The organism is Allorhizocola rhizosphaerae (assembly GCF_003426775.1).
Taxonomy (GTDB): domain Bacteria; phylum Actinomycetota; class Actinomycetes; order Mycobacteriales; family Micromonosporaceae; genus Allorhizocola; species Allorhizocola rhizosphaerae.
Genome location: NZ_QJUG01000021.1, coordinates 26911 through 46579, shown reverse-complemented (window position 1 = coordinate 46579; position 19669 = coordinate 26911). Strand labels below are relative to the sequence as shown.

Annotated in this window: 10 protein-coding genes; 6 read left to right on the top strand and 4 right to left on the bottom strand. The window is 65.9% G+C overall.

Annotated features, from left to right (window positions below; all coding sequences use genetic code 11):
• Positions 1-465 precede the first annotated feature (465 nt).
• The gene (locus tag DM816_RS06405; protein ID WP_281274300.1) at positions 466-1290 is read right to left on the bottom strand and encodes an NUDIX domain-containing protein; all 825 of its coding nucleotides are present in this window, start codon (positions 1288-1290) and stop codon (positions 466-468) included.
• A gap of 505 nt (positions 1291-1795) precedes the next feature.
• On the opposite strand from DM816_RS06405, the gene DM816_RS06400 reads away from it, so the two are divergent.
• On the top strand, positions 1796-5362 hold the full coding sequence (locus tag DM816_RS06400; protein ID WP_162907174.1) for a M4 family metallopeptidase: 3567 nt from the start codon (positions 1796-1798) through the stop codon (positions 5360-5362).
• A 427-nt stretch (positions 5363-5789) separates the two neighbouring features.
• A complete protein-coding gene (locus tag DM816_RS06395; protein ID WP_117209209.1) occupies positions 5790-7133 on the top strand; it encodes a hypothetical protein in 1344 nt (447 codons plus the stop codon).
• Positions 7134-7750: 617 nt separating this feature from the next.
• On the opposite strand, the gene DM816_RS42255 is transcribed toward DM816_RS06395, so the two are convergent.
• The gene (locus tag DM816_RS42255) at positions 7751-7975 is read right to left on the bottom strand and encodes a hypothetical protein (protein WP_162907173.1); all 225 of its coding nucleotides are present in this window, start codon (positions 7973-7975) and stop codon (positions 7751-7753) included.
• Between DM816_RS42255 and DM816_RS06390 the strand changes: the two genes are divergently transcribed.
• On the top strand, positions 7974-13229 hold the full coding sequence (locus DM816_RS06390; protein WP_162907172.1) for an RHS repeat domain-containing protein: 5256 nt from the start codon (positions 7974-7976) through the stop codon (positions 13227-13229). The two genes, DM816_RS42255 and DM816_RS06390, sit on opposite strands and share 2 nt — an antisense overlap.
• Positions 13230-13305: 76 nt before the next feature.
• Here DM816_RS06390 and DM816_RS06385 read toward each other — a convergent pair whose 3' ends face one another.
• Complete coding sequence (locus DM816_RS06385; RefSeq protein ID WP_246001646.1) at positions 13306-14151, bottom strand: glycosyltransferase family 2 protein; 846 nt, start codon at positions 14149-14151, stop codon at positions 13306-13308.
• A 351-nt stretch (positions 14152-14502) separates the two neighbouring features.
• On the opposite strand from DM816_RS06385, the gene DM816_RS06380 reads away from it, so the two are divergent.
• The 3 genes from DM816_RS06380 to DM816_RS06370 are packed head-to-tail and all read left to right on the top strand — an operon-like array spanning position 14503 to position 19340.
• Positions 14503-16821 (top strand): glycosyltransferase, encoded by a 2319-nt coding sequence (locus tag DM816_RS06380; protein ID WP_117209207.1) that lies wholly within the window; start codon positions 14503-14505, stop codon positions 16819-16821.
• Positions 16811-18202, top strand: coding sequence for an oligosaccharide flippase family protein (locus DM816_RS06375; RefSeq protein ID WP_117209206.1), 1392 nt, complete (start codon positions 16811-16813; stop codon positions 18200-18202). The genes DM816_RS06380 and DM816_RS06375 overlap by 11 nt, the downstream gene beginning before the upstream one ends.
• Positions 18195-19340 carry a polysaccharide pyruvyl transferase family protein gene (locus DM816_RS06370; RefSeq protein ID WP_117209205.1) on the top strand — a complete coding sequence of 382 codons (1146 nt, stop codon included), beginning with the start codon at positions 18195-18197 and terminating at the stop codon, positions 19338-19340. Before DM816_RS06375 ends, DM816_RS06370 begins: the two co-directional genes overlap by 8 nt.
• Before the next feature lie 91 nt (positions 19341-19431).
• On the opposite strand, the gene DM816_RS06365 is transcribed toward DM816_RS06370, so the two are convergent.
• Positions 19432-19638: a hypothetical protein gene (locus DM816_RS06365; RefSeq protein ID WP_117209204.1), complete on the bottom strand. Its 207-nt coding sequence runs from the start codon at positions 19636-19638 to the stop codon at positions 19432-19434.
• Positions 19639-19669: the final 31 nt, after the last annotated feature.

Here is a 19669-nt window from a genome sequence, read left to right as displayed (position 1 = left end):
GCGGATGCTGAAACCAGCGACCCGGATCGTCCGGTACCCCGCTACCTATAGCTGACATAGTTGAAAATGGTGTACCGCGAACGCTGAAATGGCCTCTGGCCGGCGTGAATGCGGTTCGGATTCTGCCACCTTAAGTCCACTTAAGTACATGAATATGTTTCCGACCTGGACATTCATGGTTCGAGAGACGCGTGTCGATGCCGACTCCGGCAGCTGCGGGTGGTAGCCCGCGCTCGGCTGATTGACTTTGAGTGGGCTGAACTGGGGTTTCGGGATTCGGGTTCTGCGACTTCGCTATGCGGATGACTTGAGGCGGCAGAATCCGAACCGGTTTGGGTGCTGATCAAAAGTGGCAGATCCGGACGGGTTGAGCCTGCCCGCCGCCGGTTCTATCGGCGAGCGCGGTGCCTCGTCAGCTCGAATTCGGCTTGGACACCGGCATGGGTGGTCGCTGCCGAAGCTTTGCTAGAGGCCGAGTTGGACCGGATGCGCCGGGGTGCCTGTGGTGAGAAGCGCCGTCAACGGTGTGGCGAGGTCGCGGGGCGAAAACAGATCATGGCCGGCGTAGCTGACGATCTCCGAGAGCTGCCACCAGCGGAACGCGGCCAGGTTCTCGGCGGCGAGTTGGTCGTCGGTCCGTTCGCCGCGGGGCTGGAAGTGGCTCGCGCGGATGAGGAAGTAGTCGTTGATGATGCCGTCGAAGCCGGGCGCGTGGTCGGCGGCGACGACTTCCTGGTGCCAGACGTGCGGTGGGTCCACGGTGACCGCGAGACCCGTCTCCTCGCGAAGTTCGCGACGCAAGGCCGTCAGCGGGTCCTCGCCGGGTTCGATGCCGCCGCCTGGTGCCGCCCACACGACCTTCGCGTGGCCCGGCACTGCCGGGTGAGGGAAGACGAACCGGCACAACAGTATGCGATCGTCCTCGTCGAGCACGATCGCACGGACGGACCGGCGCAGGTTCGGCGTCATGGTGTGTCGGACGCGGCGCCGGGGCGAGCGATGATCGACATGTCCGGAGACTATCAGCCCCTCACTCGATCTATGTGCCTTGCCGTGCCCTTGTACTTCCAGCTGGTTCGTCTGTCCGAAGTGGATGATCATGTCAGCGGGGCCGAATCTGAACTCACCTTGTATGGGCTCAACCGAATCCCGTTTCAGTTCGTTCTCCGTCGTGACCGTGTCCAGCTCGTTGCGGACGAACGCGGCGTATTCAGGCTCCGCCGCATCGGCGAGTGCGTGTGCCCTTACAGCGGAGCCGATTTTCACCTTGCCTCTGGCTGCCGCCTTCAGGTTGAATGCTCGGCAGTGGCGGCACCCGGATCGACCGCGACCGTCCGTGAGTTATGAACTATTACCGCTGTGGCTTTCCTCAGCTATCCCATTCCAGGTGTCCTCACCGTGATGTATGTACATGTATACGAGGCGCCAGGAGTATGGTCAGGTGATCGCCAGTCGTGGCACCATCAGCCCGACGCACCACCGATCGCCCCACCAACCAGCCCGACCCACGGAGAACGCCGGAACGACCCGCGATCAACCACACCCCAACCCGAAACCATCCATCAACACCTAGAGGAGCTGGTTTGTCCAGCACCGCTTTTACTACGCCATGTCGAAGCAGGGTAGGACGATCGGTTGAATAAGGGTTGGCGAAATATAGACGTCTGCCTGTTCGGCCACATACGCTCGCCAAATTGTTTCGTCAAATCGTGGAGTTTCGTTGAACCAACGTCAGTGGCCAGTCGGGAAAAGACTGGCCTTTGTTATCGCGTCCGTCGTCGGCGCGGGTGGCCTCGTGGTCGCCGCTCCAACCACCGCAGCGCAGCCAGCTTCCGAAATCGCCATGGTGCGCGACGACAAGGGTCGTGTACGTGCAGTCCATCCGGCCGCGCAAAAGGTCATCAAGCCCAAGCCGATCAACGGCAAGACACCGTCGACACCCGCGGAGGCGGCACGCTCACACGCCAACCAGCTCGCGAACATGTTCGGCGTCCGCGACGCGACCAAGGAGCTGGGAGTCTCTGGGGAAACGCAGCTGAGCGACGCCAAGGTCGTTCACTTCGCCCAAACCATCAACGGTGTTCCGGTCATCGGCGGTGAGATCAATGTGCTGGTGGACGGGGCTGGAAACCTGCGCGGCATGAACGGCGAGACCAGCACGGCAGCCCTGTCGGGCAAGGCGAAGGTCACGGCCCGTGCCGCCGCCGACACGGCCATCAAGGCCACCGCCAAGGCCACCCGCATGCCGGAGCAGGCGCTCAAGGCCGGCAACCCGGTGCTGTCGGGTTACGACCCCGTGCTGATAGGCGGTCCCGGATCCGCTGCCACGGTGTGGAAGGTCGAAGTGACCGCCGGCAAGGGCATGGGCGTACGCCAGCTCGTTCTGGTCAACGCCGAGGACGGGCGGGTCATGCTCAGCTTCTCGCAGGTCGCACACGCCGACCGGCGAGTCTGCAACTTCGACAACGTTGTCAACCCGGACAACAGCTGCCCGGGCGGTGCCACCGTCGCCCGGCCGGAAGGACAGGGACCGACCGGGAACTCGACCGTCGACGCGGCCTACGAGTTCTCCGGCGCGTACAACTCGATGCTGGCGACGCTGGGCCGCAACAGTATCGACGGCAACGGCATGGCGCTGGTGTCCTCTGTGGACTTCTGCCCGGAGGCGCCGTGTCCCTACGAGAATGCGTTCTGGGACGGCGTACAGACGACCTACGGCCGGGGCTTCATGACCGAGGACGTGCTGGCGCACGAGTTCACCCATGGCGTCACCGAGTTCACTTCGAAGCTGCTGTACTACTACCAGTCCGGCGCCATCAACGAGTCGATCTCGGACGTGCTCGGCGAGGCGTTCGACCAGCTCTACACCGGTCCGTTCGCAGGCAACGACACAGCGTCGGTCAAGTGGCTGATGGGTGAGGACGCGACGGGCGGTGCCATCCGGAGCATGGCCAACCCACCGGCGTTCAATCAGCCCGACTCCACGTCGAGCTCCCTGTGGAAGCCGGACCCGTTCGATCTGGGTGGCGTCCATATCAACAGCGGCGTGGGCAACAAAGCGGCCTATCTGATGACCGATGGCGGCTCGTTCGGCGGGTTCGTCATCCCGCCGATCGGCGACATCCTCAAGGTCGCCCGCATCTGGCTGACGGCCGAGGGCCTGCTGACCGCCGGCTCGGACTACACCGACCTGGCATACGCCCTGCACCAGGCGTGCATCAACCTGACCAAGACACCGGCGTTCGGGATCACCAACCAGAACTGCTTGTCGGTTCTCTACTCGACCGGCGCGGTCGGCATGTCCAACACCCCGGTGGCCGAAGGGGCGATTCCGCAGGCATCCCAATGCACCCCCGGCACGGCGAGCACCAACGTGCTGTTCGAGAACTTCAACTGGCCGGCCAGCGCGACCCTGCCCCCCGGCTGGTCGGAGTCGGGCGAGTCGTCCATCGACGGCCGGGCGCGTCCGAGCAGTTCGGCGGGCAACGCGCTGTTCATGCCCGATCCGTTCATCGATCCGTTTGTGACCGAGACGGTCGAACGCACCTCCTTCGTTCAGCTGCCGGTCTCCTCATCGCTGTTCGCCTACTTCAACCACCTCTACTCGTTCGATTTCGTCCCGCCGGGTCTTCCGGGCCAGGGCTACTTCGACGGTGGCCGGGTGGAGATCGATGTCGATGGCGACGCCTCCGGCTGGATCCCTCTGGACACCGGCTGGAACGTCGGCCCGGACAAGTCACTGTCCGGCAGGTTGGGCCTCTGGTTCAGTGGTGACAGCCGTGGCTGGACCTCGAGCCGGGTATCGCTGGCGGCGTACTCCGGAAAGCGGGTCAAGCTTCGCTTCGTCGTGGGGACCGACGGGTTCACGCCCTACTCCGCCGCGCATGGCTGGTGGATCGACAATTTCAAGATCTACAATTGCTCGGGCAAGAGGCCGCTCACCACCGACATCAACGGCGACGGCCACGGCGACGTGGTCATCGGTGAGCCCGGTAGGAGGGTCTCCGACCTGGCCAACGGCGGGGACGTGCGGATCGTGTGGGGCAACTCGCAGGGTCTGGACGTCTTCGGAAACGAGGTCTTCAGCCAGGACAACGCCTTTGTGGCCGGTACAGCCAATGTCAATGGACGGTTCGGCGCCGCGGTGGCGACCGCCGACTTCCACGGTGACGGCTTCGCCGACATCGCCGTCGGCGCGCCCAACAGTCCCGAGGGCGAGGGCTCGGTCACGCTGCTACGGGGGTACGCGTGGGGCGTGACGACACAGAATTCCTTCGTCGCCGCACCCGCCGGCACCTCGGTCCCGGCGCCGTTCGCCAACAGCAACTTCGGTGCGTCCCTGGCCGTAGGTGACTTCAACAATGACGGGTTCGGCGACCTGGCGATCGGCGCCCGCGGCCACAACGCCGGACGGGGCGGGGTCAAGGTTCTGTATGGATCGGCCAGCGGCCTGGTCAGGACGACCGGCGCCACCAACTGGTTCGTCCAGGGTGCCAACTCCGTGCCGGGCACGGCCGAGGAGGGCGACGGCTTCGGCTCTTCCCTCGCGGCCGGGGACTTCAATGGCGATGGCCGGACCGATCTGGCGATCGGTGCGGTCGGCGAGGACATAGGTGCCGCGACCGACGCGGGTTCGGTGACGGTCCTACTGGGCACCGCGAGCGGCCTGAGCGGCACCGGTGCTCAGGAGTTCACCGAGGGCGCGGCGGGCATGCCGGGCACGGCCGAGTCCGGTGACCAGCTCGGCTTCTCGCTGGGTGCCGGTGACGTCAACGGCGACGGCAAGGCCGACCTGGTCGTGGGTGCTCCCGGCGAGACGGTCGGGGGCAACGCCAACTCCGGGGCGATCTTCCTCCTGCGAGGCGACACCGCCGGTCTGTCCACTATCGACAGCCAGGTCATCGACGAATCCAGCGCCATAGTTCCGGGTGACGCCGGCACCGCCAAGTTCGGTTACTCCGTCGCGGTCGGTGACCAGGACGGAGACGGTCGGGCCGAAGTGGTGGTCGGCGCCCCCGACAAAAACGTCGGCGGCCAGGATCAGGCCGGCGCGGTCACCGTGCTTCCCGGCTCGGCCTCCGGCCTTGTCGTCGCGGGCACCACCTGGAGCCAGGGCACCAACGGGATACAGGACACAGCCGAGGCCAATGACCACTTTGGCGCGGCGGTCCGGATGGCGAGAATCCGCTTCCAGTCGAGGTTCGACATCGTGGCCGGTGCTCCTGACGAGACCGCCGCCTTCGTCGAGCAGGGCCTGGTGCACTTCCTGACCAACACCGCAACCGGCAACCAGGCGGTCAGCTCCAGCAACCTCATCGGCGGCGGCATGGACAACGCGGATTTCGGGGCAGCAGTGGGCTAACCGCGGCCCGGCGGAGGGGCGGCCCATAGGCCGCCGGAGTAACAAAGGTCGGCAGCGGGTGTCGCTCGGTTCGCCGAGCGGCGCCCGCTTCGCCACACATGAACATGTAGGAATAGAGGCATCTCTTGCCGGGCGATTGTCGTCACTCCGGGTGACTGCGACATTTACGCAGGGGAATTCTTGGGTACCACCTTATCCATTTTGGACAGCCGACGTTCCGGGCGTCGTTGCTGGCACAGGCATTTCAGCCGACCGGGGTTGGTGGTGAGCCGGACGGGCTGTATTCTCCTCGCGAGCAGATGCTCGGGGGGAGGAAGCCTTGGGCCTAAATGACGAGCGCGCACTCTACGGGTTAGAGGGCGATGACGGCCGACCCGACCCGGCCACTGCGCGCACGGCTACCGAATTCGTTGCTCTACTCGGTGCTTTGGTCGAACAGTCCGGGCTGTCACTATCCGAGATCGAGGAGCTGGCCGCGGCCAAGGGCTATGTGCTGCCAGAGCAGATCGTCGCAACGGCGCTGAGCAATGATGCCTTGCCACCCCAGCAGCTGGTCGTCGCGTTGGTGCGTTCCATCGGCACCAACGACCGCGAGGTGAAGTACTGGGTGGAAGTATTGTGGCGCTTGGAGTCCAGGGCCGCATACGACCCTGCTCAGGCCGATCAGGAGCATGAGCGCAAGGCGCCGCGTGACATCGAGCAAATCTATGGGCCCGAGGACGAGCCCGGACCCTCGGAACCATACGTGGTCCCGGCGCCCTATGACGTCGGCCGGGTCCCCGATGTCGACGAAGCATATGAACAACAGTATGCGGCACCGATGTCCTATGAGGCCGGTCAGGTCCCCGGCGTGGCTGAGCCTGACGAATTCCCGCAGCACTACGGCGCCGAGCAGGGTCAGGCGGTCGGCGAGGCTTACGGAGCCGAGTCGCATCCGGGCGAACGCAGTTCGCGGGCGGGCATGCACCGCCTCCGTGACGACGAGGACGATGACGGCGGCCACGCGGACGACGCACAACTTCTGCAGCACCACGAGACCCAGGACACCGGGGTGGTGCGGCCGGGGCGCCCGCGAATCCGGCATCTCGCGACCCGGCCGATCCGCCGGGTCAACCGGAAAGCCAGGTGGCCGCTGCCAGTCGCGGTAGGACTGTCCGTCATGCTTGTCGTCTCGGTCGTCTCCTGGATGGCGTTCGGCGGTGACGATGACGGGAAGCTACTCCCCGATGCTGCCGGTTCGCGGCCAGGCGGCACCCACAACCCGACGCGCACTGGCAGCGGGACAACGGGAGGGCCCGGCAGCCCGACCGTCGGCGAGGGTGGCCTGCCGAGCGGGGCGCCGGAGGTCATCCCGGGGACCAGTGCAAAACCGCCGGCCAATCCCGAGATCCCCAACCCGCCACCGACCACACAGGGGCCGGGGCCGGATCCGGTACCGACCCAGACGCGCACCTACGGCACGCAGCTGTCCGGCACGGGCAGCACCAGCTGCACAGCCGAGGGCGGCCAGTGGCGCGTCCGAATACTGGTCAATGTCACGGTCAGCGATCCCCCGCCGGGTCTCGCCCCGCAGGGACAGGCCGGCCTGTCCGGCTCGATGCAGGGCTTCTCGCTTTCCGGCGGCGGCACCTCGTACAGCGGCTCCACTACCATCTCGGTGGGTTCCTCCTCTTCGCCGAACGTGGGCACCGTGCAATGGGTGGTGACCATGAGTGTGCCGGGTGGCCGGACCGCCCGTGACGAGAGTTTCGAAGGCTACAGCTGCTCCTGATCCGCTCGGCGACACGGCTGCCTGGCCTTGCCCGCGACTTTCCAGGGTTGCTCCTTGGTCTTCGGGCACCTGCACGGCATACGCTTGCACCAGTTCGCGGATCCGCGCATGGGCGACTCTCAGCACTTCCGCCGTATCCGATCACTCTCAGTTATTTACCTGTCGCATGCAGTCGCCGGTCGGCCTTGGGGCGCAAGCTTTTTCGGTCCGTATTCGCTGTTATCCAATTGTGATCAATCACTGTCGGTGACCGCCCGGGGGGTATCGCGGCCGCGTCGAGCGGACGTTTATACCGATGTCCGGTCCAACGTGGACAGTGATCGTCACTGTCGGGATTGGTCGGTCGGCGCCCGGCTTTTCCGGTCCGGTGTACTGACTGAGCGGCGCGGTGGGTTTTGCCTTAACCTCATCACCGTCTTGGGGATTCCCATCCATCGATCCTGGGGAGGATCTGTGCGAAAACGTGCTGGTGCGTTAGCGCGTAGACGTGCCTGGTTAAACGCCGGTGTGGTTTCCGTGTTGGCAGCGGGCTTTGCGGTGGGTCTCCCTCCCTCTGCCGCGATGGCTGTCGACGGCGGGCCGGCGGAACAACCTGTCTCTACGTCGCCATTGCCTTATCAGGCGCCGGATACGACGAACCTGCCACAGTGGACGGCGCCCGCGGCGCCGGTGTGGCCGGTTGCCGGTTCGGCCGTAGTTGACGTGACGAGCGGCGCGCCGTCGTCGCTTATGGACGGTGGCGTGGGCATCGCCAGCACGGTTTCGCCTGGCGGGCTGCCCATCACGGTGACGGCGCCCAGCTCTTCCGCCCTCAGCGAGGAGGAGATGGAGGAGCGGGCCATGAAAAGGATGCCGCTCGGCGTCCAAGCCGCCTACTCGACCACGCTGACCGTTTCCACCTACGCCCAGACGGCGTCGCAGGCGCTGGGTTTGCGCGGCGTGATGCTGTCGCTGCAGCCGAGTTCGACGCTCCCCCCATCGTCCTGGTTGCAGGTGTCCGTGAACTACAGCGCGTTCGCGCGGGCCTTCGGCGCCGACTTCGGCGACCGGCTGCGGCTGGTCGCGATGCCGGCGTGCTCGGTGACGACCCCCTCGGACCCCGCCTGCCGCAAGCAGGCGCCGCCGCCGTCCGCCACCAACACCACCGCTACCGACCGGGTGTCGAGCACCGTCGACCTCGGCTCGCCGGCCTTCCCCAATTCCTCGCCGGGGATGGGGGTTGATGCCGGGATCAACGCGGGCGCGCAGATCGTGCTGGCCGTGGTGGCCGGCACGTCGTCGGGCACCGGCGACTGGTCGGCCTTCCCGCTGGCGCAGAACAGCGACTGGGCGGCGACCCCGTACGCGGACGACAACGGTTGGTCGGCTGGATCGGTGGCCGGTGACTTCACCTACAAGGTGCCGGTCGACGTGCCGCCCGCGCCTGGCGGACTGGAGCCGGAGGTCGCCCTGACCTACTCCTCGGCCCGCGTCGATGGGTTGACCAGTTCGAAGAACACCCAGGCCTCCTGGGCCGGGGAGGGCTGGGACTACCACCCCGGTTTCGTCCAGCGGGACTATCGGCTGTGCCGCTACGACGGCATCTCCTACACCGGCGGCGACCTGTGCTGGATGGCTGTCTCGCCGCTGACGCTGTCCCTCAACGGAAAAACGACCCGCATCGTCGCCGCGGACACCGGGTGGAAGGCCGAGGACGACTCTGCGGGTTGGAAGGTCGAGCGACTGACCGGAGTCGACAACGGTGTCCGTGAGGGCGAGGCCTTCAAGGTGACCACCCGGGACGGTACTCAGTACTTCTTCGGGTCCCGGCGGGCCGGCGGTCCGAACAACGGCGGCGACCCGAACGGCCGGTACGGCGGCCCCCTGGTCGTCCAGGTGTTCGGCAACAACGTCGGCGAGCCTTGCTACAACGCCAGTGGGTTCGCGGCCTCGAGCTGCCAGATGCCCTACCGGTGGAACCTGGACAAGATCGTGGATGTGCATGACAACGTGATCGAGTACCAGTGGTACCGCGACCGTGCCAGCTACGGCGGGAACAACGGCGTCACCGTGTACCAGTATGACCACGGAAGCCGGCTGGTCGCAGCGCTCTACGGCGCGAACCAGGTCGCCGGCAGCGTTCACACCGGCCGGGTCCAGTTCGACGCGCTCAACCGCTGCCTTGGCGCCGACGCGGTTTGCAATTCGTCCGTTCCCGCCAACTGGGTGAACTGGCCGGACACTCCGTGGGACCAGTTCTGCGCCGTGAGCGCCACCACCTGTGCGCAGGTGACACCGGTGTTCTTCACCCCCTACCGGCTAAGCGCCATCGAGACCCAGGTGTACCAGCCGGGATCGGGGACGTTTGGCATGGTGAACCGGTGGGAGTTCGGGTACACCTTCCCGGCCCACTCCGACGGCACGTCGCCGTCATTGTGGCTGGACTCGGTGATCCGCCCCGGCTTCGTCAACCCGATGTACACCGGTGGCACGGACATGGCCAACCGGGTCGACTACGGTGCGGGCAAGCCGGAGATGAAGCACTACCGGCTCACGCAGATCGACAACGGGACCGGCGCGATGACTCAGGTGACCTACTCGGGTCACGACTGCACCGCCTCCACGCTGCCGACCGAGGTCGACTTCAACCCGAAGCGCTGCTACGCGCAGAACATCAACGGGTTGTTGTCGTGGTGGCACAAGTATGTTGTCACCGACGTCGATGTCATCGACCACGTGGCGGGCGGCCAGTCGGAGCGCTGGCACTACGACTACAGCACGATAGGGTCGTCGACCACCACGATGTGGAAGCACGACCAGGCGTGGCACACCCCGACGCCGTGGCGGACGTGGTCGCGCTGGGCCGGGTATCCGATGGTCATCACCACCCGTTCCGACTACGACGGCACCGGCCCCAAGGAGGTCACCGAAACCCTGTACTACCGTGGGCTGCACGGTGACTGGACCAAAGCCAGCGGCGCCGGGACTCGGCAGGTCAATGTCATTGACGATGTCAACAGCTCCCGGCAGGACAAGGATTCGCTGACCGGCCGGACGGCCCGGGTCAGGGTTTTCGACGGGCCGATCAACGCGGACCGGTCGAACTGGGTGTCGGCGCAGTGGCACGTCTACGGTGTGGCGCTCACCGGCACACTGAACATGGCCTCGCCGAACCCGCCCGTCTTCACAGTCCGCGTCCGGGAAGCCGAGACGCGGCGGGTCACCACGATGTCCGGTGGAGTGCGCTCGGAAACCAGGGTGTTCACCGACTACGAGGGCACCTACGGTTTGCCGATCAAGGTGATCAATGAGGGTGACACCGCTGTCACCGCCGACAACACGTGCACCCACACCGAGTACGCCACGGCCAACACGACCAAGTGGCTGATCGGTCTGAAGAAGCAGGAGTGGGTCACCAACTGCGCCGCCACGCTCACCGCCGCATCCGTGCTGAAGGCGTCGCGGACCCATTACGACGGCATGGCGTACGGGGCGGAGCCGACTCGTGGCCTGGTGACGCTCGAGCAGGTCGCGGATGAGGTCACGGCCTACCCGTTGGTGGCCGGTGACTTCCAGCAGCGGGGGCGGTCGACGTTTGACACCTACGGCCGGATCAGGGAATCCTACGACGCCCTGGACCGGCAGGTCAGCACGGCCTACACCCCGGCCACCGGCGGCCCGGTCACCAAGTTGACCGTCACCGGCCCGTCGGCCAACGGCCAGCGCTGGGACACGGCGATCAACCTCGACGTCCGCAACGGCCGGCCGACCGCGGTGATCGACGTCAACGGCAAGGTGATTCTGGCCTCGTACAACGGCCAGGGCCGGTTGACCAAGATGTGGCAGAACAACCGGGCCAATGGCGGGACCACCGGTGTGGTTCCCGATCTCGAGTACATCTACAACCTCGGCGCGCCGGCGACCGTGACGACCAAGACGTTGATGCCCAACGGGGCGCAGCTGCAATCGTTCGAGATCTTCGACGGCCTGCTGCGGCCGCGGCAGAAGCAGACGCTGTCCGCGACCACCGGCGGTTCCAAGATCGAAGATACCGTCTACAACGGCATCGGCCGGGTCGAGAAGACCACCATGGTGTACGGGGCCGAGGACCCGTCGGGGATATTGCGCGGGGTCAACGACCGGGACGCCAAGAAGCAGACCCGCTATGTGTACGACAACATGGGCCGGGTCACCAACGAGCAGGAATGGGCCGGCGACGGAACCACGGCCAGCCAGCTGTGGCAGACCGTCACCGATTACGACGGTGAGAAGAAGGTCACTGTCACCCCGCCGTCCGGCGGCACCGCCACGACCACCATCAAGGATGTGCATGGTCTGGTGACAGAACTGCGCCAGCACTCCGGTGGCACCCCGGCGGGTCCTGTCGTGGCGACGACAACCTACGGCTACGACCGGCTTGGTCAGCTGACCCAGGTCAAGGACACCGCGAACAACACCTGGACCTACACCTACGACCTGCTGGGCCGTAGGACTCGGACCGTGGACCCGGACGCCGGTACCTCGACCATCACCTACGACGCGGCCGGCCAGGTTCTGTCCACAGTGGACGGTCGAGGAGAGTCTCTCCACTACACCTACGACGGTCTGGGCCGGACCACTCACCTTCGGGAGGACTCGCCCACCGGCAACCTGCGGGCGTCGTGGACGTATGACGGCGCTGCGCGAGGCAAGCTGGTCTCGGCCACCCGGTATGAGGGCGGGCAGAGCTACATCCAGACCATCACGGGCTACGACGACGGCTATCGGCCGCTGTCGACCACCTACACGGTGCCCGGGTTCGGTGCGGGTGGAGCGACGCTGACCTATACCACAAACTACAACTACAACATCAACGGTGACCTGAACACCCAGACCTTCCCGGGTGTCGGCGGCCTGCCACAGGAGACGGTGACGAAGACGTACAACTCGATCACCGGCCTGCCAAAAGGTCTGACCACCAACGCCGCCCAGGGGATTTACCTGGATAACACCATCTATTTCTTCGACGGGCTGGCCTACAACCGGTTCCTGGGCGGTGCGGGCATGCACGTCCGTGTCCAGGCCAACTACGCTGCGCCGGGCCGCCGCCTATCGAGCATCTACCTCAACACCGAAACGCCCGGTGTCCCGGGCGACTACGGAAACTCGAGGTTGGCCAACGACCAGTACCTCTACGATTCGGCCGGCAAGGTCACGTCGATTCGCAGCACCACCAACGCCGTGCCCGAGCAGCAGGAGTGCTTCCGCTATGACAGCCTGCAGCGACTGAATGAGGCCTGGTCGCAGGTACCTGGTGCGTGCACCACACCTCAGCGTGGCGGGCCCGACCCGTACTGGCGGCAATGGAGCCGCGACGCACTGGGTAACCGGCTCAGCGAGACCGACAAGGACCCGTCCGGGGACACCACGTGGACCGACACTGTCGGCGCCGCCGGTGCGGTTGCCCCGCACCAGGTCAAGACGATCACGGGCGTCGGTCCCAAGGCCGGTCCGACCCGCACCTTCAGCTACGACGCGGCCGGAAACACCACCAGCCGGACCACCCCGAACGGCGTCGCCCAGACGATCACTTGGGATGCCGAAGGCCGGCTCGGCACAGTAACGCAAGGCGGTGTCACCACCACCTACATCTACGACACCAACGGCAAACGGCTCATCGCCAGCAGCCCCAACAAGAAGATCCTGTACCTGCCCGACGGCACCGAGCTGGTGAAGACCGGCACTGCCAACCCGACGGGCACCCGGTACTACGAAGGCATCGCGGTCCGGGACAGCGCTGGGCTGCGGTGGATTTTCGCCGACCACAACGGCACCGCCATCGCCCAGATCGACCCGAGCAGCCTGGCCATCATGCGGCAGCGCAGCATGCCGTACGGTCAGGTGCGTGGCCCCGTGGCCACCGGATGGAAGGGTGCCCGGGGTTATACCGGCGGGATCGCCGACGACAGCGGCCTTATCCACCTCGGTGAGCGGGAGTACGACCCCACCACAGGTCGGTTCATCTCCGTCGACCCGTTGCGGGATCTGACCGACCCGGCGCAGTGGAACGGGTACTCGCTGAATCCTCTCGATACCGACGACATCCTGTCGCGAGTGGAATTCTCCAGCGTCCGTTAGAGAGAGTTGCGGGGCGATCCGAAAGGATCGCCCCGCAACACCTTGCGGATATGACTCTCGCCTAACCGGTGGTTTACTAGCCGATGCGGGTCGACTCGTCGCGCTCCCAGTGATTGTTCTCAGCGCGCTTGGCTTTGTGTGCGGCAATGAGGGTCACAGCCAGGTAGGCCACGGCGGCCGGAAGCAGCCACGGCCTGGGAAGCAGCACATCTTTGAGCCATGAGGACCGGGCGGGCGGGCGCGTGCTGGCGTCGATGGCGCGCAGGCGAGCGTTGCCGGCCCGCACGCGGGTCTGGACTCGCAGGAGATCACGGGCCCGCATGGGGGTCTCCACATGCGACACTACGGTCTTCACCTCCCGCTTCTCCGCCGAGGTGAACCTGGAGTCGAGGAAGAGGTCATCTGCCATCTGCTCAGGGAAGGCGCCGAACCGCTCGCGGCCCGCCGATGACACGGCGATCACACCGCGGCCGAAGAGCGCGTCCTTGAAGATCGGGAGCCGGGAGTTGATCGCGTAGAAGCCGCGCACGATAACGGACCGGCCCTTGACGTTGAGTTCGCGGCGGGGGGTGACGGCCAGCGGCGCCGGCGCGCCGTCGGCCGGTGTCAGGGCACGGGCGAGGTCAAGGGCTGCGCCGGGGGTGAGGACGACATCGGAGTCCAGGTATATGCGCGGGAATCCGGAGGCGACCGCGTCGCCCGCGTTGAGGGCGGACGCCTTTCCCGCCACCGGCAACTCGATCACCTTCACCTGCGGCCGGGCGGAGGCGATCGCGGCGGTCTCGTCGGTGCATCCGTTGGCGACCACGATGATCTCCAGATCGCCCGGATCCGCCCCGGCGAGCAGTGAGTCCAGGCAGCGACCGATGACGGCGGCCTCGTTGTAGGCGGCGACGATCACACTGATCGGGGTCGAACGCACGGGGGCCAGCTTCGCTGACCGGCGGCCGTCTTGGCAAGCCTCACGATGGCCGGTGAAAGCCTTGCGTGATAACAACTGTGTGACAAACTGCCCAGGGTGCCTCTAACGGGGTCCGACTGTTGTACAGTCGCTGAGATTTCGGCTGATCGTCCAATGCAGATCATCCGATATGGAAAGTCGAAGTAGATCGCTCGCTGCCGGCATTGTGTGCCGCGATGCTTGGACTGGGGAGGCCGATGGGTGGCTGTGACATGCGGTCGGGCGCTCAAGCCGACCGTTACTGATTAGCATCCTCGCATCGCTTTCCGTGGTGTGCCCGATTTATTGGGTCTACTGGTTGGGCTCACGTAGATGACGAAGCTTCCACTCCTCGCCCTGCGACTCAAGCAGCTGAGACCATCTCTGTCCGCATCGGACCACCCGGCGCAGTCGGAGTCGATCCGTGGCATCACCTTTTGGTCGGTCATCGCTAGCCTGGCAATTCTCGCGGCGAAGCCCTTGCTTGACATCCTAGGGGCGAACCCGGGCGCAAACGCGGTCGACTTCGGCACCATCCTGACGATGATCGGCGGGGCGTTCATGGTGACAGCCCTGGTGACCGGTTTGCTTGACGCGGAACGGCTTCCCTGGGCGCTTTTCCTCGTCTTCGCCGCGATCGCGATCATGCTGCTGCTCTCGGTGATCAGTTACCTGGCGATTTCAAGCCGCGACGGGCTGCTGGAGGTGTTCAGGCACCACAGGACGGTGGTGTTCGGGCCGTTCGTCCCACCGGCGACCGGAGTGGCACGTGAGGCGCTGCGGCTGGTCGTGAGCTTCGCGCCGCTTGCGCTGATCGGCGTGATGGTGCGGTATGGCAAGGCGATCGCCGACCACCTGCTGCGCTACACCGTGCTAGCGGTCGTCGGCGCGGCTCTGATCCACTGCGTCATCGCCTGGCTCCAGGTCCTGGGCATAGTCAGGTATACGTTCTTCTTCATCATGCCCGGTGTCTACATGGGACGGCCGTCCGGCGGCTATCACCACCCGATGTCGCTGGGCCGGCTGCTCATCTTCTGCGTCTTCATGCTCTACGTGGGCTACGACCGGCTACGCCTCGGTGCCGTCAAGCACTATGCGCTGATCACCGTCCTGTTCGGCACCACGGTGATCTCCACGCACCGCCTCTCCATCATCTGCGTGACAATGACGATCGCGTTGTTCGAGGGGCGCCGGCTGCTGGCCCTGCGCGGACAGCGGCGACTCAACAGGAAGGCGGTGATCGGGTCGGTCGCGGGGGTGGGTGCCCTCACGCTCGTCACCGTGGTGGTGATAGGCGATCATCTCGCCTCGCGCATCAAGGTGATGTTCGCGGCCGTCGGCTCCTGGGATGTCGGCTCGGATCGCTTCCTCAACGGGCGCGGTGCGGTGTGGATCGACACCATCCGCGCGTTCGGCAAGTCCTCGTGGGACATATGGCTTTTCGGCTTTGGCTACGAGCCCTGGGACATGCACAACGATCTCGCCCGGGTCGCTGTGGTGTGGGGGGCGACCGGTGTCGTCCTCACCGCGGCGATGCTTGTCATCCTGTACAGGTTCACTCGTCGCATGGTCTCCGCCCGCGGCAGGTTGGCATTGGCCACCCTCTATCTTGTGCTGCTGATCTGCGGGCTCACGCAGAAACCCGCCTCCTATCCGTACTTCATGTGGCTGTTCCTGTTCTGCCACATGCTGATCCTCGGCTATTACCCGGTTTCTCGGCAGGTTGGGATTCGGCGGACAATGGCGGGAGCGCCGCACACCTCTGTCCCGGATTTCGAGGTACCTCGCCAGAGGACCGGCTCTCACGAGAGGATTGACCGGAGTCAGGCGGAGACCTCCGTCTTGCCGCTTGTCAATCCGGATCTGGCGCTCCCGTTCTTCTCGGTGTGCATCGTGGTGCGCGACCGGCCCGAGCTGTTGAAGAAGGCCGTTGCCAGCGTCCTGGCTAATTCGTTCCGCGACTTCGAGCTGGTCATCGTCGACGATGGATCGGCCATCCCGGTCACCGAAGTGCTGGCGGCGCACCCCTACTCGGCCGACCTTCGGGTCCGGGTGTTCCGCCAGGAACAGTACGGGATCTCGCCGGCCCGCAACCATGCGCTCAAGGTGGCCAAAGGTACCTTCATCACCGTCCTCGACTCCGATGACGAGCTTGCCTCCGACGCGCTGCTTCTCCTGCACGACTTCCTCATCGCCACGAGTTCGTTGTGGGTCTACGCCGACTATCAGGAGATGGGAGAGGAGGTCAGCCGGCTGATCCGGCTACCGGAGTACAGATCGCCGCAGAGCATGCTGCGCGGCGTCATGACCCGCCCGCGCCTGCCGTTCAAGCACTCGGGGATGACGATACAGCGAGACCTGCTGCTGAGCATGGGTGGCTACGACGAGAACCTGCGGCTGTTCGAGGACATCGACCTGATGCTGCGCGGCTTGCGTGCCGGCATCCACCCCCGGCGGCTGGCCGAGCCGATCGTCCGGTACCACTGGCACGACGGCAACATCACACGCCAACGCCGGCTGCACGGCATCGGCATCTGGTTTCACTTGATCGATCTTTACCGGCCCACCCGGGTCCCGGGCGGCAACGCCAGGATCAAGATGTTGCGGGCCGCGGGGGAACTGGGCAAGTGGCTGGTGCGCCTTGGCGGCTGATCGCGCGGCCACCACGCGGGCGCCGGCGGCGACGGTACGAACAGGCCGGTTACAGCGAAGCGTCCGGCTCGCCGTGGTCAACCTGAGCCTCCTGGGGCTGAGCCAGATCGCGGTCACCATCGCCGCCTTCGCCACGCAGGTGGTGCTGGCTCGATCCCTTTCACAGCACGACTTCGGCTCCCTCATGACCGTCCTGGGGTTCGTCTCGCTGACCGCCCCGCTCGCCGTGTACGGGGTGAACGAGCTGTGGCTGCAGCGGTTCGGGCGGGAGGGGCCCAAGGCGTTCCGCTGGGTGCGGCGCTCGATCGGCGTCGTGATGGGCGCCACCGCCGTAGTCATGATTGTCATGCTGCTATGGGGCCTGGCCGACCCCGTGTACCCGATCGACGCCGGTCTGAAGTTCCTGCTGGTTCCGGTGGTGGCGGCGCAGGCCTTCATCGCGCTGGCAATGTCGGCGTTGCAGCTGCGTGGCGCGTACAAGGCGGTGGCGGCCCTGCAACTCGCGCCGCACCTGGGCCGCATCGCCGTGGTCGTGGTGACCGGCGCCCTCGGCCTGACCGTGCTCCACACCGCGCTGGGCTATGCGCTCATCGCCGTGGTCACCCTGACCCTCTCGGTGCCGATGCTCGTTCCCTATTGGCTTGGGCGGGTGAGGCTGGAGGGTCACCCGGCCGGCCCGCCGCCCCCGGCTGCGCCGCCCCGCTACGCCCGCCTGTTCAGCAGCGCCAACCCATTCATGCTCGGCAGCCTCTTCTATCTCGTCGGGATGTACCTCGGAACGGTGGTGGCCGGCGAGTTCCTGGGGACCAGGGAGGCGGCCTTGTTCTCCGTGCCGATGTCGATCCTCATGGCGGTCTATCTCATTCCGCGTGTGGTGTACCAGCAATACTTCCTCGCCAAGCTGCACCGCTGGGCGCGCAACGACCGGGACATGATTCTTTTGGCGTACCGGGTGGGCACCACCGGGATGGTGATTGCTGGCTGCGTGATCGCCGTGCTGGTGGCAGTGGGCGGTGCCGTGGGGATCCCGCGGCTGTTCGGCGAGCAGTACAGCGACAGCGTCCCGATCCTGCTGATACTGGCCGTGGCGATCCCGCTGCGCTTCGGTGCGGCGAGCGTGGCGTCGTTGCTGACGAGCGGCCGCCAGTTGCGGCGCAAGGTGGCCTATCAGGGCGTCGGAGCCCTGGTCTATCTGGCGAGCCTGGCGATCGCGACCCCGCGCTACGGACTACTCGGAGCCGCAGCCTCCACCGTCGCGGCAGAGGTCGCCCTGCTGGTCCTATTTTGGACAGCGGTCAAGAAGTACGTTGTCTCCGGCGCCAGGCTCCCATCATGGGGAATGATCCAGCAGCGCTTGAGGAAGGGTCTGTCCGATGAGTGATGAAGCCGGCCGGCCGCTCGTGATCGGCTACTACGGCATGGACAACGCCGGCGACAACTCGTTCTGCCTGGTGATGAACTGGGCGCTGGGCCGGTACTGGGGCGCCACGGCACCCGTCTTCGCGGCGCCGCCGCTGGTCGACCTGCCGGTGGACCGGACCCCCCTGGACCCAAGGTGGTACAGGTCCAACGGGCTGGTCTCGCGTGCCGGAAACCTGTCGCAGAAGGCTGCCCTGCTTCGAAGGTCATCGATGGTTGTCTATGGTGGCGGATCGGTCTTCCGGGAGATGGGTCCGCTGAGCGAGAAGCGCCTGTTCTCATGGCACGCGCGGATGACGGGTCACCCGGTCGCGGCGGTCGGGGTCTCGGTCGGGCCCTTCGTGTCGGCGGCGTCCGAACGGCGCCTCGTCGAGGTGCTGCGCCGCATCCCCTACGTCGCGGTCCGTGACAGTGCGTCGGCGGAGGCGTTGCGCGCCATGGGCTACCCCGGCTCGCTCACCGTCGCCGCCGACCTGGCCGGGCTGCTGCCCGAGGCGCTGGGTGAAGACCTTTGCGCGCCAAGGGTTTCGCGCAACCAGCGACCGCGGTTGGGGGTGACCCTGCTCGGGGTGGACTACGAGGCGAGCGAGGAGGAGGTCCTGCGGCGCGAGCGCGCACTGACAGACGGAGTCCGAATGCTCGCCGAGAAGGAGCCGATCGACGTCACCATCTTCGTGTTCAACACCCACCCGCAACACGGCGACATCGACGCGAGCCACCGGCTTCGGTCGGCGCTGACGGACCGCTGCGGCGTGCGGGAGGTGACCGAGCGGGACGGGGTCGCCCGGATATGGCAGGAGATGAAGGAGTGCGACCTCGGCGTCCACATGCGCCTGCACGGAGCGATCTTCGCCTACATGGCCGGGGTGCCTTTTACCCTCTTCCCGTATCAGCGCAAGTGCGACGACTTCCTCGACGAGATCGGCCAGCCCGGCTCATTCCGGCTGGACTTGGGCAAGTCCGACGCGAACGCTGTGTTCGAGGTGCTGGCGGGCCTGCTTAACGCGGCCGAGTTGCCAAGCGTCACCCGGCAGCGGTTCGCCGACAAGGCGCGGCTCAACTTCACCGCCGCGCCCTGGCACCAGCCACCCGCGGGTTAGTGGTGCAAGAGGTTCTGCACCGGATTCATATGCATTAGTGGTGGCCAGCTGGTAGACGTCCGGGGCGCGCTGATGGCCTTGTGTGACGACGTCAGCCGGCCGGACACGACGGCTCGCGTGACAGAACGGCAATGCGAATCGTTTTGCAGAACGACGCCGCATTGAGGGAGGTCACGCCATCGCGATACGCCGGCGAAGGGTCACACCGGTCCCGGTTGTGTAGACGCTCGACGGATTCGGTGCATTCGTCGGTGGCGATGTATGGTCCGCCTGCGTCCATGTCGACGAACGTTTTCACGAAGAAGGTTTGGTTGAGGACCTTGCGGCGC

Bases quoted from the DNA above. Each gene is read 5' to 3' on its own strand.
- DM816_RS06380 (WP_117209207.1), top strand. From the start codon at position 14,503: ATGACGAAGCTTCCACTCCTCGCCCTGCGACTCAAGCAGCTGAGACCA.
- DM816_RS06370 (WP_117209205.1), top strand. From the start codon at position 18,195: ATGAGTGATGAAGCCGGCCGGCCGCTCGTGATCGGCTACTACGGCATG.
- DM816_RS42255 (WP_162907173.1), bottom strand. From the start codon at position 7,975: ATGGCCCGCTCCTCCATCTCCTCCTCGCTGAGGGCGGAAGAGCTGGGC.
- DM816_RS06390 (WP_162907172.1), top strand. From the start codon at position 7,974: ATGAAAAGGATGCCGCTCGGCGTCCAAGCCGCCTACTCGACCACGCTG.